A 14,708-nucleotide genomic window follows, 5' to 3' on the forward strand; every position below is an offset into this window, starting at 1 on the left:
GGGAAAGCCTCATCGCGCGCGAGCGCGCTCCTACATTGATCTCCTACGGCTGCACCACGGTCATCGTTGCCGGCGTGCTGCGCCCCACGCCGCGCAGATCCGGGCGGTACATGTCTTCCACCAACGACGGCGGCACCGTGTAGGTGCCCGGCGTCACCGCACGCACCAGGTAATACAGCTGCGCCTTGCTGCCCGAGGACAGCGACAGCGCAGCCACATAGCGGTCGTCGCGGAACTCTTCGTGCTTGACGTCGGCGGCGCTGGAACGCTCGCTGATGCCGATGCCATCTACCACCACATCGGCCCACTGTTTGGCATCGCCCAGATTGAAGTTCTCGATCTCCAGCCCAGCTGGCAACAGGTCGGTGAGCAACGCGTCTGGCATGTTGCTGTTGGCTGTGATGACCACCCGCACGATCAGCGCTTCGCCTTCTTTCAGCGGACGCGGCGTCCACGGTTTGCCGTCGGTGGTGTACCAGCTGCGCTCCACGCTGAGGTTGCGCGTGTCCGGCTCCGGTGCGCTGCGCGGAATGCCGGCCACTTCCAGGCTGGCATACATCGGTGCTTCGCCCTGCGGTGCGAACTGCACACCGCGCGCCAATGCGGCGCTGTCGAAACTACGCCCGAACAAACGGGCCGGCGCAATCTCCTGCACCTCGCCGCCCACGGTCAGCGTGCCGGAGACCTGCTTGCCCTGCCCGACCATCAAGGCCTTGCCCAAGCGCGCAAGCGCTACCTGCTCCTGCGTGCTCAGCCACAGCCAGCCGGTGGCGCGACGTGCATCCAGCGCGCGACCCAACGCAACCGCACGGGTGTCGTACTCGGGCTTGGACAAGCCACGCTCGTGCAGCAGCGCCATCATCAACGCATCGTCGCGGATCGCACTACCGTAATCGGCGAAGTACAGCGGACGCTCGCTGCTGTCCTTGGCGAACCCTGCCTTGATCGCCGCCTGTCCACGCTTGGTATCGCCCTGCAGCGACAATGCCGCACCCAGATGCACCAGCGACAAACCGGTCAGTGCCTTGTCGCGCTGGTTGTCGTACAGCGCGCGCAGCGTGCCGAGCGGGGCGCGGTTGACGCGTGCCAACACGTACCCCGACCAGGCCTGATTGGCGAACTTCAGGCTATCGCGGCGATCCTGCCCGTAGAACTCGTTGCCACCGGACAGCAGATCTTCGCTGAGCCGATTGAGCGCTTTCTGCAACACGTTGTCGGGCACCGCAAAACCGGCGTCCTTGGCGTCGAGCAGGAACTCGGCGATGTACGGGGTCAGGCCCGGATTGACGTAGCCGTCGTCGCCCCACATCGAAAAATGCCCGCTGGCGATCTGCATCGAGGCCAGGCGACCGAACGCGCCTTCCATGCGCTCGCGGCGCGTGGCCGCATCCAGCCCCTTGGTGCCCAGCGCCTTGGCAGTGGCATCGTCGAGCAGCAGCGCCGCATAGCCCTTGCTGGTGGTCTGCTCGGCGCAGCCGTACGGATACTCCAACGCCCCTTGCAAGGCGCTGGCGAACGGAATCGGCGGCAACGGGCTGACCACCATGCGCGCAGTGACCGAGCCGGCCATCAGGCCATCGGCAAAGCCGCTGTCCAGGGTGATCGGCGCCAGCGGATCGAGCACGCGCGTCTGCGCACGCAACACCTGCGGCCAACCGGCACGCACCGGCAGGTCGTAGCTGCGGTCGGCCTTGAAGCCATTGCCGTCCACACGCACACGCACCTTGGCCACGCTATAGCCTTCGGTGGCGCTCAACGGGAAGCTCAGCGTCTGCTTGGCATCCACGCCGAGCTTGACGCTGCGCGACGCCTCGGCAATGGCCAATGGGCCAACACCCTCGACGCGCACATTGAACTCGCCCGGCTTGCCGGTGAAGTTCTGCACATCCAGCGTCACCGTGCTGCGGTCGCCCGGCGCCATCACGCGCGGCATGCTGGCCTCGGCCAGGATCGGCGCGCGCACCACGGTTTCCATATCGTGATTGCCGAACCGCGTGTCCGAATACACCAACGCCGAGACACGCAGCGTGCCGTTGAAATCCGGCACCGGCAGTTGCACGCGCGCATTGCCCTTGGCATCGAGTTTTACCGAGCCGGAAAACAGGTCCACGGTCTGCACGCGCGCGGTCGGGCGCTTGGCTTGCGGTAAGGCTTCCAGGGCCATGTCGCCGCCGAACTTGAGCTTGCCGCTAGCGCCTTCGAAACTTTCGATCACCCGCCCATAGATATCGTAAGAATCGGTGCCCAACCGGCGCTGCGCGAAGAACTGCGCATTGGCATCGGGCACCGGGAAGCGGGTGATGTTGAGGATGCCCACGTCCACCGCAGAGATGGTCACGTGCGCAGCCTTGCCGGCCAACTCCGGCACGCTCACCGTCACCGGCAACGCCTGCTCGGGGCGCATCTGCTTAGGCGCAGCCAAGCCCACCGCCACACGCCGTGTCTTGCGATCCATCGGCACAAATGCCACACCCACCGCGCGCGCCGGGGTGATCTTGCTCGGCGCACTACCACCGCGAAATACCAGCGCGGTGACGTACACATCGTGGCGCTCCCAGCCTTCCGTCACCGGGATTTCGAAGGTGCTGCCCGGCTTGACGTCGATGTCCTGCACGTACAGCAGCTTGTCGCTTTCCACCAACAACACGCCCTTACCGGCATGCGGCGGGGTCAGCGTCACCTTGAGCGTGTCACCGGCGCGGTAGCCGGTCTTGTCCAAGGCCAGCTTGACCTTGTCCGGGCGCGCGTCCAGACCGCGGTTTTCGTCGTTCCAGCTCCAGCCGGCACGGAACGGGTAGCGCGTGGTCAGCCCGGTCGCCGGGTCGAACACGTCCAGGCGGTACTCGCCCCACTCCACCGGCACATCGAGCTTGGCATTGCCGCTGCCGATATCGAGCGTGCGCGTGTCCTTGTTCTCGAAGCGGCGGGTGAAGTCGTAATCCCAATGGTCGTCGGTGTAGTTCCAGTGGTAGTCGCGCAGCTCGCGCACCAGCGTGGCCTTCAGGCCCTTGGCCGGTTGCGGCTTGCCATCGGCATCCACGCGGGTGATTTCGAAGCGCGCAGTGCCATTCGCATCGGCGCCGTCCTTGTCGTCGAACAAGGGCCGCACGCCAATCAGCGCCTTGGCCGGCCACAACACGCGCTTGACGGTGCGGGTGACGGTGCGCCCACCGGTCTCGTAGACGCTGCCCGACACCACCGCGGCAATCGTGCTGACCGGCTTGGCTTCGGCGGGCAGCGCGATGTCTTCGCGCAATACACCGTCGCTGCCGAACGTGGTATCGATCACGTCCTTGGCTTCGCGCGGCAGCTCCAAGGTGGGGTCGCCGAAGAACCAGCCCGGCAACGAGTCGAGCGGATGCTGCTCGACGCTGACCGCAAGCTTGGCGGTGAAGCGATTGCCGTCGGCCGGCGCCCCATACAGATACGCAGCATTGGCGACCAGCTTGAACGGCTGGCCGGCGCCGAGGGTTTTTTGCGTGCTGTCCAGGTCCAGCTTCATGCGCTCTGGCAGGAACTCTTCCACGCGCACGGTCATGCCCTGCACGGCGTCCTTGCTGGCCGGATCGGTGCGGAATTCCACCTGCCAGCGCCCGGTCGGCGCATCGGCGGGAATCTGCTGGGTGAACTCGAAATAGCCCTGCTCGCCGGGCTGCAGCTTGGTCTCGCGGAAGGTCTTGCCGTCCGGCTGCTTGAGGCGCAGGAACACTGGTTGCGGCTTGGTCGGCTTGCCGTCGTTATCGCGCAGGATCGCCGACACGCGCATGGTCTCGCCGGGGCGATACAGGTCGCGGCCGGCCCATGCGAACACATCGAACCAGGCACTCTGGCGCCCGGCCACCGCAAATTCGCTCAGATCCAGCGCCGGCTGGTTGAACGGCAGCACCGAGATATCGGTCTTGCTGCGCGCCGTCAGCACGTGACCTGCATCGAGCGTGTAGTTGAGCAACGCATTGCCATTACCGTCGGTGGCGCCCTTGAGGAACAGCTCGCCCTTGGCATCGAGGATGCGCACTTCCACATTCTTGATCGGCTCACCGCTCTGCAGCGAGGCGGTGTGCACGAACAGCTTGTCCTTGTACGCACGCGTGTGCAGGCCGATGTCGCTGACGGTGAAGAACGCGGTGTCGAAACCATTATCGAAACTGCCGGCGCGCTTCATCACCGCGAAGTACAGGCCCGGCTCCTGCAGTTCCTTGATGTCCTGCGTGGGCAGGTAGGTCAGCACGCGCTCGTTCTGCTTGCCGCCAAGAATGAAACGATTGACGTAGACAGGGTCGGCCAGCTTGGACAGCGGTTCCTTGTCGCTGTAGTCGCTCTCCAGCTCCCAGCTGCCGCGACGACCGCCGCGCTGAAACTGCTGAAAGAACGCCGGCAGCGATTTCTCGCGCACGCGCAAAAATTCAACATCCACCTCCGGCACGTTGACCGACACCACCGGCAGGCCGCGGCTCTCGCGCGCTGGCAGCACGCTGCCTTGCGAAGCGAACCCGGCCACAGGCTTGAGCTCGCCGGTATAGACCTTTTGCTTGAGCGGTTTGCCCAGGCGGCTGCCATCGGCGGCCAGCAGGTTGGCATCGACCAGCACGGTGTAGTCCTTGGCCGCTTCCACGTACGGGTAGCGCAGCGTCTTGCCGTCGTCGGACAGCGACCAGCTGCTGTCGCCGGTGCCGACCTTTTCCTCGAAGCGCACCAGCGCATCGAAATCCTGCGTGCCAACCAGCGGCCGCGAGAATTCCAGCGCCAGCGACAAGCCGTCGCTGGTCTGGTCAGGATAGGCACGTGCCAGCGCAAAGCCGGTAATCGCCTGCTTGTCGGCCTTGATGGCCTCGCCGCTGGCGGTGGGCAACTGGCCGCTTTCGTTGCGCTTGCACGCCACCCCGCCGATCGCCACGGTCAGCAACACCACCCACAGCAATATGCGCCGCGTGCCCGACCACTTCATCCCTGATTGCTGGCTGTCCATTCGTGCTACCCCATGACTGAGGACGCAAGTATAGCGATGCCGTTCACGTCACTGATGGTGGCGATGGGGGCGAGGCATGGACTTACCGATGGGCGGCGATCATGCGCCGCTAGGCGAGCGTTGCGATGGCACCGGCGCGCCCGACCTGCGGACGCAGTGGTTTTGTTGGTCGCATCTTGTTGGATGCAGTCAAAAGTCCAAAGCAAAAAGCCTAGTCGGTCGAGGGCGCGGTGCCCTCACCGCTCGCGGGACACGCCGTGAATCCGTCCGTGGAGGCTCAGTGGCGGCATCCATGCCGCCACATGGTCCCGCAATCGGCGAGGACACCGCACCAGAGAGTTGATGGGTTGCGTTGTTGAAAACATGCACGCCGACCATCTCCACTGGTCCTTGCCCGCCCACCGTCGCGGGACCTTACGCGGCATGGATGCCGCGTAAGAGCCTACACGGACGTACTTGCGGCGTGTCCCGCGACGGTGGGCGGGCAAGGGCCCTGCAACCAAACCGCAGATCAGCCGCTCTACGACTGGTCTATCCGCGCTGAGCAATCACTTCGACACGCTGAGACTTGAGTCGTAGCGCCGTTTAGATGCAGTCAGAAGCTCAGGTAAGAAACCTTGTCGGTCGAGTGTACGGTGCCCTCACAGCGCCAGAAAATTCGTCGGCTGCTTTTGTTGAAGCTACGCAGACCGACCATCTCCACTGGTCCTTGCCCGCTCACCGTCGCGGGACCTTACGCGGCATGGATGCCGCGTAAGAGCCTACAGGGACGTACTTGCGGCGTGTCCCGCGATGGTGGGCGGGCAAGGGCTCTGCAGCCAAGTCGCAGCTCAGCGGCCCTGCAACGGACCGGCGTGAAGTCGTTTTGTTCGCCGCTCTTAGTGCAACTGCAACAACGTACGCATGTACAGGTCGATCAACGCCGGCTTGTCCGCACGCAGGCAGGCCTGCACGTTCGGTATGCCAGCGCCTTCGCGGGTATACCCCTGCGCATCGACATCCAGATGCAACGGCGTGGTCGGGCACAGCGCGGGGCGCAGCAGCCAGGCCACCGGCACCGCGTCGAACAAGGTGGGCGTGGCACTGGCCCAGGGCTGGTCGGTATTGCGCCACTGGTAGTACAGCTGAGTGAGCGCATCGGTGAGCCCATCGCCCTGTGCAAACAAGGCGATGCGCTCGGATTCTTCCAGCGTGATCTGGGTGGCGTCCAAGGGCAGCAACACGATCGGCACGCCGGCCGCGAACACCCGCTGGGCGGCGGCGACATCGGAGAGGATGTTGTACTCCGGTGCCGGCGAACTGGCCGGGCGATACGCCGACTTGCCATAGCCAACGCGTACCGAGCCGCCCATCGCCACGATGCGCTTGAGCTTGGCAAAGCCGGCCGGGTCGCGCTGCTGCGCCAATGCGGCGTCGGTCATCGGCCCCAACACCAGCAAGGTCACCTGACCGGGATGCTGGCGCGCCTGCTGCAGGATCATCTGCGCCGCATCCGGCAGCTTGCCTGGCAACTGTCCCTTGGCCGCCCAACGCGCCTGGCTGAAAGCGATCGTGCTGGTGGTGCGTGCGCCCACCGCCAACGGAACCTCGCTCCGCCCGGCTTGCTGCAACAGGCGCTGCAACAACTGCGCACGCAAGCTGGTATCGCCCCAGGCCGATGCGATGCCCAGCACGCGCAACTGCGGGCTACGCAGCAGCAACCCCAACGCAAACGCATCGTCGATGTCGTCGCCGATATCGGTGGAGACCACCAGCAACTCGGTGGACGTAGCCGTTGGCACCGCTTGCGCTGCACCCGCGGCAGGCGTCTGCGCCCACGCCACTGCCGACGCACACCACAGCCCCACCATCCACCATGCATTACGCCATATCCGCTGCATTCATCTCCTCCTGCCGCCACAAAAAAACCGCCGGCATCATAGCCGGCGGTTCGAGAGTGCTACACCACAACGCCGATCAGAAATTGGCGCGGAACTGCGCACCGACGATGCGCGGATCGTTGATAAAGCCGGTGAGGTTGTTGAAGTCGATCGCACCGGTCACACGGATCTGGTTGGTGCAGTTGCGGCAGAACACCGACAGCTCGTACGCACCCGCGCCCCAGTTGTAGCCGATCTTGGCGCCACCTTCGACCAGCGGCTGGCCGGTGAATTCCTTGGAGTCGTACAGGAAGAAGTTCACTTCGCTGCGGTAGGACCAGTCGGTGTAGAAGAACAGCTCGCCGTCGTTGCCCATCGGGATGCCGTAACGCAGCGTGGCGTTGGCCATCCACTTGGACGCCTGCGGCAGATCATTACCGTCGATCAGCGCGTTGCCGGCCGCATTGAGCGGGTCGGTCACGGTGCAGGTGCGGCACACGCCCACCGACAGGCTCGGGTCGTCGATGCGGGTCCAGTTGTAGGCGCCACCGGCGGTGACGCGCAGGTTCTGGGTGATCAGCGCTTCGAAGTCGAACTCTGCGCCGCGCGCCTTGGTCTTGTCGGCATTGAGCAGACGCACGTCGTTGGAGACGCCGCCCACTGCGGTGAGCTGCTGATTCTTGACGCGGAAATCGTAGATATCGAAGCTCAGACGTGCGCGGTTGTCGAACAGGTCGGACTTGATGCCGATCTCGAACGAATCCACTGTCTCCGGCTCGGCCACGGTCAGCGGCGCGGTGCCCGAGGGCACGCCGAAGCTGGCGCCACGGAAACCGCGTGCCGCACGCGCGTACACGTTGACGTCGTCGTTGATGGAGAACGTCGCCGCCAGATCGCCGGTGACCTTGGAGTTGTCGGTCTCGCCGCTGGAGGGCTCGACCAGCGTGACGCGGTCCAGCGCCAGCACGTCGAAGGTCTTCTTGTCGTAGGTGTAGCGGATGCCGGCGCGCAGGTTCAGGCGATCGGTCGCCGCATAGTTCAACGAGCCGAACGCCGCCCATGAGGTGTTGCGTTGACGGGTCAGCTGATAGCTGGCCAGGTCGCCACCGCTGAAGGTGTTGTAAGTGTAGTTTTCGCCTTCCACATCGTCATGGAAGTAGTACAGGCCGGCCTGCCAGTTGAGCGGGCCTTCGTACTGCGATTCGGCACGCAGTTCCTGGCTGTACTGGTCCAGGCTCTTGATGCCGCCGGCGGTTTCCACCGGGAACGGAATCACGCCCGGGCCGGACGGCGGTGCGAACACCGCGCCGAAGCCGCCGTCGATATCGCCGCGGCTGTAGTACTTGCCGATGCCTTCGTAGGCGGTGATCGAGTGCAGTGCGATGTCGCCCAGATCCCAGGTCAGATTGGCGCTGCCGCCGTAGGTCTGCAGTTCCTGATTGTTGGCGCCGTCGATGAAGGATTTTTCTTCGTCGAAGCCGTCCACCAACTGGTTGGTGCCGGGCTGGATGATGTTGGCGCGGAACAGGCGCGCGGTGCCGTCCAGGTGACGCGCATGCGCGTTGAACAGCGCGCTGAAATCGTCGCTGGCCTGATACAGCAGCTGCAGGCGCACGGCCGAGTCGGTATAGCCTTCCAGATCGCGGCCGTCGCTGTTTTCCACCCAATCGTCGCGGCGCTGGCCCAGCGTGGACAGACGCGCCGCCCAATGCTCGCCCATGGCGATGCTCAGGCCGCTTTCCAGCGTCATGGTGCCGTAGGTGCCGTACGACAGGCTGGCGTAGCCTTCATTGGCGCCGATGGTCGGCTTGACCGAGTTGAACTTGACCACGCCGGCCGGCGTGTTGCGGCCGAACAGCGTGCCCTGCGGGCCGCGCAGCACTTCCAGACCTTCCAGATCGAAGATCGGGAAGCCCTTCAAAAACGCGTTTTCCTGCACCACGTCGTCATAGATCAGCGACACCGGCTGCGAGGCGTAGGTGTTGAAGTCGGTGTTGCCGTAGCCGCGGATGTACACGCGCGGGAACACACGGCCGTTGGACGATTCGATATTGAGGCTGGGCGCCTTGCCGGCGAGCACGCGGATATCCGAGCCGCTGGTTGAGATGGCATCCAGAAATTCCGGACGCAGCACCGAGGCCGACACCGGCACATCCTTGGAGTCTTCCGAACGGCGTTCGACCGTGACCTTGACCGCGTCCAGACGCACGACACCGTCGTCGCTGGGCGCCTGCTGGGCAGCGGCATGGAACGGAAGAAGGGAAGCGACGGCAACGGCGAGCGCGCTGATCTTGAGCGACCGGCTGGCGGACATGGGAAAGACTCCGAATTCTGGTGGCGGAACGGCCTGATTCTGCATGCCGCGTTGCAACAGAATTAACACGATTTACACAAATTTGGCAGAGCGCGTGCGAAAAAGTTTTCGGAATTCGAAAAGGTGTTCGAATTAATGCAACGCGGCCGTGCAATTTGTGCGTTGGTGCGTACTGGGTCTCAGGCCCGGCGCCTGGTAATGGGTCGCCTAGAAAGGAGGCTTGAGCCTGCTGTTCCACTCATGGGAAAAGCGTTGACATCGCCAGCGGTGGCAGCGGCATTCCATGACGCTTGGCGCCGATCACTGGGCCTGCACAACATCACCCGGTACCCGCACCCAACCTTCCATCAGCACCCGCGCACTGCGGCTCATCAGCGCCTTGGTCACCTGCCACTGGCCATCCACCAATTGCGCCTCGGCGCCAACGCGCAACGTGCCAGACGGATGCCCGAAGCGCACCGCCGAGCGCGTCGCGCCGCCCGCTGCAAGATTGACCAACGTGCCGGGCACCGCCGCCGCGGTCGCAATGGCCACCGCCGCAGTGCCCATCATCGCGTGATGCAACTTGCCCATCGACATCGCGCGCACCAGCAGATCGAGTTCGGCCGCGTGCACCGGCTTGCCGCTTGACGCGGTGTAATCGGCCGGCGGCGCAACGAACGCCACCTTCGGCGTGTGTTGCCGCGTGGCGGCATCTTCCACTTTCGCAATCAAGCCCATCCGCACAGCACCATGCGCACGCAAGGTCTCGAACATCGTCAGCGCACGCGGGTCGCCATTGATCGCCTCCTGCAACTCGGTGCCGGTGTAGCCCAGATCGCGCGCGTTGACGAAGATGGTCGGGATGCCGGCATTGATCAGCGTTGCGGCGATCGTGCCCAGGCCCGGAATCTCCAACTGATCGACCAGCTTGCCGGTGGGGAACATCGCCCCGCCCTCGCCTTCTGCAGCATCGGCCGGGTCGAGAAACTCCAGCTGCACTTCGGCCGCCGGAAAGGTCACTCCATCCAGTTCGAAGTCGCCGGTTTCCTGCACCTGACCATCAGTCATCGGCACATGCGCCACGATGGTCTTGCCGATATTGGCCTGCCAGATCCGCACCGTCGCCACACCATCGCGCGGCACTCGCGCGGGGTCGATCAGGCCATTGGCAATCGCAAACGGCCCCACCGCCGCCGACAGATTGCCGCAATTGCCGCTCCAGTCCACGAACGCACTGTCGATGGACACCTGCCCGAACAGATAGTCCACATCGTGCCCGGTGCGCGTGCTTGCAGAGACAATCACGCTCTTGCTGGTGCTCGAAGTCGCCCCGCCCATGCCATCGATCTGCTTGGCATACGGATCGGGGCTACCGATCACCCGCAACAACAACGCATCGCGCGCAGGACCAGGCTGCTGCGCGGCGGCAGGCAAATCCTGCAGGCGAAAGAACACGCCCTTGCTGGTGCCGCCGCGCATATAAGTGGCGGGAATGCGGAGTTGGGGGAGATGGGTCATGGGTGAAGGCCGGGATTGGGGATTGGGGATTAGAGCGGCAGTACGACGCCGGGAGCCATGGACGCTAGTGTGCCTGCGATGCCGATGTCGCTTTCAACGCATCTCGATTCCCGGCTCCCGATTCCCGGCTCTCCAAAAAATCCTGCGCAAACCGCTGCAGCACGCCGCCCGCCTCGTAGATCGACACTTCTTCGGCAGTATCCAGCCGGCACGTCACCGGCACCTGTAGCTGCTCGCCGTTGCGCCGATGGATCGACAGCGTCAGCGTGGCGCCGGGCGTGCGTTCGCCCATCACGTCGAAGGTTTCGCTGCCGTCGATGCCCAGCGTCTTGCGGTCGGTGCCGGGCTTAAACTCCAGCGGCAACACACCCATGCCGATCAGATTGGTGCGGTGAATCCGCTCGAAGCCTTCGGCCACGATCACCTCCACACCGGCCAGACGCACGCCCTTTGCCGCCCAATCACGCGAGGACCCCTGGCCGTAATCGGCACCGGCAATGATGATCAGCGGCTGCTTGCGCGTCATGTAGGTTTCGATCGCCTCCCACATGCGCAGCACCTGCCCTTCCGGCTCCAGACGCGCCAACGAGCCGGCGGTGATCTGTCCATCGACCACCGCCATTTCGTTGATCAGTTTGGGGTTGGCGAAGGTGGCGCGCTGCGCGGTGAGGTGGTCGCCGCGATGGGTGGCGTAGGAATTGAAATCTTCTTCCGGCACGCCCATCAGTGCCAGGTATTCACCGGCCGCACTGCCGGCCTGGATCGCATTCGAAGGCGACAGATGATCGGTGGTGATGTTGTCGCCCAACACCGCCAACGGACGCATGCCATGCAAGCTGCGCGCACCGGCCAACGCACCTTCCCAATACGGCGGGCGACGGATGTAGGTGCTGGTCGGCCGCCAGGCGTACAGCGGGCTCACCTGCATGCCCTGCCCCACGCTGCGCTTGAACATCGGGTCGTAAACGCTGCGGAAATGCTCCGGCTTGACGCTGCGCGCCACCACCGCATCGATCTCCGCATCGCTGGGCCACAGATCCTTGAGCGTCACCGCCACGCCATCGGCATCGATACCCAGCACATCTTTTTCGATATCGAAGCGCACCGTGCCGGCGATGGCATAGGCAATCACCAACGGCGGCGATGCGAGAAACGCCTGCTTGGCATACGGATGGATGCGCCCGTCGAAATTGCGGTTGCCCGACAACACTGCAGTCGCATACAGATCGCGGTCGATGATCTCCTGCTGGATCACCGGATCCAGCGCGCCGCTCATGCCATTGCAGGTGGTGCACGCGAACGCCACGATGCCGAAGCCCAGTTGTTCCAGTTCACTCAACAAGCCGGCGTCTTCCAGATATAACTGCACCGCCTTGGAACCCGGCGCCAGCGAACTTTTCACCCACGGTTTACGGGTCAGTCCACGTGCATTTGCATTACGCGCCAGCAAACCGGCGGCGATGACGTTGCGTGGGTTGGAGGTGTTGGTGCACGAGGTGATCGCCGCGATGATCACCGCACCATCGGGCATCTGGCCCGGCACGTCTTCCCACGTAGCGGCAATGCCGCGCTCGGCCAGCTCGCTGGTCGCCACGCGCTTATGCGGATTGGACGGGCCGGCCATGTTGCGCACCACGCTGGCCAGATCGAACTGCAGCACGCGCTCGTACTGCGCGGTGACCAAGTCATCCGCCCACAAGCCGGTGTGGCGTGCGTAGGTTTCCACCAATGCAATCTGCGCGTCTTCGCGACCGGTCAGGCGCAGATAGTCCAGCGTTTGCTGGTCGATATAGAACATCGCCGCGGTGGCACCGAACTCCGGCGTCATGTTGGAAATGGTGGCGCGGTCGCCAATGGTCAACGCGCTGGCACCGGCGCCATAGAACTCCAGATACGCGCCGACCACACGTTGCTGACGCAGGAACTCGGTCAACGCCAATACGATGTCGGTGGCGGTGATGCCGGGCGCTGGTCTACCGAGCAACTCCACACCGATGATGTCGGGCAAGCGCATCCACGATGCGCGCCCCAGCATCACGTTTTCCGCTTCCAATCCGCCCACTCCCACCGCGATGACACCCAGCGCATCTACATGCGGGGTGTGGCTGTCGGTGCCCACACAGGTATCCGGAAACACCACGCCATCCAACGTGTAGATCACCGGCGACATTTTCTCCAGGTTGATCTGATGCATGATCCCGTTGCCCGGCGGAATCACTTCCATGTTTTCGAACGCGCGCTTGGTCCATTCGATGAAGTGGAAGCGGTCGGCATTACGACGGTCTTCCACGCTGCGATTCTTGGCGAAGGCCTGCTTGTCGAAACCGGCGTATTCCACCGCCAGCGAGTGATCGACGATCAATTGCACCGGCACCACCGGGTTGACCTGCGCCGGGTCGCCGCCCTGCTCGGCGATCGCATCGCGCAGGCCAGCCAGGTCGACCAGGGCAGTCTGCCCAAGAATGTCGTGGCAGACCACGCGCGCCGGAAACCACGGGAAATCCAGGTCGCGCTTGCGCTCGATCAACTGACGCAAGTACGCCTCCAGCATCTGCGGCTCGGCACGCCGCACCAGGTTTTCGGCATGCACGCGCGCGGTGTATGGCAGCGTTGCGTACGCGCCTGGTTGCAGCGCGTCCACGGCGGCGCGTGCATCGAAGTAGTCCAACGAGGTGCCCGGCAGGGGCTTGCGGTACTGGCTGTTCATGGCTGGCGATATCGAAGCGGGCGGGGGCATTTCGGGATTCGGGATTCGGGATTCGGGATTCGGGAGTCGGGAGTCGGGAGTCGGGATTCGGATTAGAGTCTCAGACGCCTTTGGGGTTTTGCCATCTCTCATCGCGCTTGCGAGAGCTCGATCGCCTTCATTGAACGACGGCGATCGAGGTGGACCACTCCAACGGCTGGCGCGTTCTCAGGGGCGCTGATCCAACGGCACGAACACCTGATCTTCCGGCCCGGTGTAATTGGCCGAGGGGCGAATGATCTTGCCGTCCACGCGTTGCTCGATGATGTGTGCGCTCCAACCGGCGGTGCGCGCCAGCACGAACAACGGCGTGAACATCGCGGTCGGCACGCCCATCATGTGATAGCTCACCGCACTGAACCAATCCAGGTTGGGGAACATCTTCTTGATGTCCCACATCACCGTCTCCAGCCGCTCAGCAATGTCGTACATCTTGCGGCTGCCCTGCTCCTCGGAGAGCTCGCACGCCACCTCCTTGATCACCTTGTTGCGCGGATCGGACACGGTGTAGACCGGATGCCCGAAGCCGATCACCACCTCCTTGCGCTCCACGCGCGCCTTGATGTCGGCCTCGGCTTCATCCGGCGTGTCGTAACGCTTCTGCACTTCGAAGGCCACTTCGTTGGCGCCACCGTGCTTCGGGCCGCGCAACGCACCGATGCCGCCGGCGATGGCGCTGTACATATCACTACCGGTACCGGCAATCACACGGCTCGCGAACGTGGACGCGTTGAACTCGTGTTCGGCGTACAGGATCAGGCTGGTGTGCATCGCACGCACCCAGGACTCCTTGGGCGCAAATCCATGCAAAAGATGCAGAAAATGTCCGCCGATGGAATCGTCGTGGGTCTCCACCTCGATGCGCTTGCCGTTGTGGCTGTAGTGATACCAGTACAGCAACATCGAGCCCAACGAGGCCATCAGCTTGTCGGCGATATCGCGCGCGCCGGGATGATTGTGGTCGTCCTTCTCCGGCTGCAGACAGCCCAGTACCGACACACCGGTGCGCATCACATCCATCGGATGCGCCGACGGCGGTAGCTGTTCCAGCGCAGCCTTCACCGCAGCCGGCACGCCGCGCAGCGAGCGCAATTTGGCCTTGTAGCCACGCAGTTCGCCGCTGTTGGGCAACTTGCCGTGCACCAGCAGATACGCGATTTCCTCGAACTCGCTGGTGGTTGCCAGATCCAGAATGTCGTACCCGCGGTAATGCAGATCGTTGCCGCTGCGCCCCACCGTACACAACGCGGTGTTGCCTGCAGTAGTACCGGACAATGCAACGGATTTTTTCGGCTTGAAGCCGGGATTGACGGTGTCGTTCAT

6 protein-coding genes are annotated in these 14,708 nt (G+C 63.9%); all 6 read right to left on the bottom strand.

Features of this window, described 5'->3' with window-relative positions:
- Positions 1-43: 43 nt before the first annotated feature.
- Positions 44-4,945, bottom strand: a complete 4,902-nt coding sequence (locus AC1KVG_RS05005) for an alpha-2-macroglobulin family protein (RefSeq protein ID WP_481093690.1) — start codon at positions 4,943-4,945, stop codon at positions 44-46.
- Positions 4,946-5,844: 899 nt separating this feature from the next.
- Entirely contained in the window at positions 5,845-6,816 is a 972-nt protein-coding gene (locus AC1KVG_RS05010; RefSeq protein ID WP_481093773.1) for a nucleoside hydrolase, read from the bottom strand.
- Between the two features lie 106 nt (positions 6,817-6,922).
- Complete coding sequence (locus AC1KVG_RS05015) at positions 6,923-9,139, bottom strand: TonB-dependent receptor (RefSeq protein ID WP_481093691.1); 2,217 nt, start codon at positions 9,137-9,139, stop codon at positions 6,923-6,925.
- Between the two features lie 300 nt (positions 9,140-9,439).
- Positions 9,440-10,639, bottom strand: a complete 1,200-nt coding sequence (prpF, locus tag AC1KVG_RS05020) for a 2-methylaconitate cis-trans isomerase PrpF (RefSeq protein WP_481093692.1) — start codon at positions 10,637-10,639, stop codon at positions 9,440-9,442.
- A gap of 64 nt (positions 10,640-10,703) precedes the next feature.
- Entirely contained in the window at positions 10,704-13,346 is a 2,643-nt protein-coding gene (gene acnD, locus AC1KVG_RS05025) for a Fe/S-dependent 2-methylisocitrate dehydratase AcnD (RefSeq protein ID WP_481093693.1), read from the bottom strand.
- Between the two features lie 207 nt (positions 13,347-13,553).
- Entirely contained in the window at positions 13,554-14,708 is a 1,155-nt protein-coding gene (prpC, locus tag AC1KVG_RS05030; protein ID WP_481093694.1) for a bifunctional 2-methylcitrate synthase/citrate synthase, read from the bottom strand.

The organism is Xanthomonas sp. NCPPB 3959 (assembly GCF_056675575.1).

Excerpts from the sequence above, each read along its gene's own strand:
- AC1KVG_RS05015 (WP_481093691.1), bottom strand. The coding sequence starts at position 9,139 with ATGTCCGCCAGCCGGTCGCTCAAGATCAGCGCGCTCGCCGTTGCCGTC.
- AC1KVG_RS05005 (WP_481093690.1), bottom strand. The coding sequence starts at position 4,945 with ATGAAGTGGTCGGGCACGCGGCGCATATTGCTGTGGGTGGTGTTGCTG.
- prpF (WP_481093692.1), bottom strand. The coding sequence starts at position 10,639 with ATGACCCATCTCCCCCAACTCCGCATTCCCGCCACTTATATGCGCGGC.
- acnD (WP_481093693.1), bottom strand. The coding sequence starts at position 13,346 with ATGAACAGCCAGTACCGCAAGCCCCTGCCGGGCACCTCGTTGGACTAC.
- AC1KVG_RS05010 (WP_481093773.1), bottom strand. The coding sequence starts at position 6,816 with ATGGTGGGGCTGTGGTGTGCGTCGGCAGTGGCGTGGGCGCAGACGCCT.
- prpC (WP_481093694.1), bottom strand. The coding sequence starts at position 14,708 with ATGAACGACACCGTCAATCCCGGCTTCAAGCCGAAAAAATCCGTTGCA.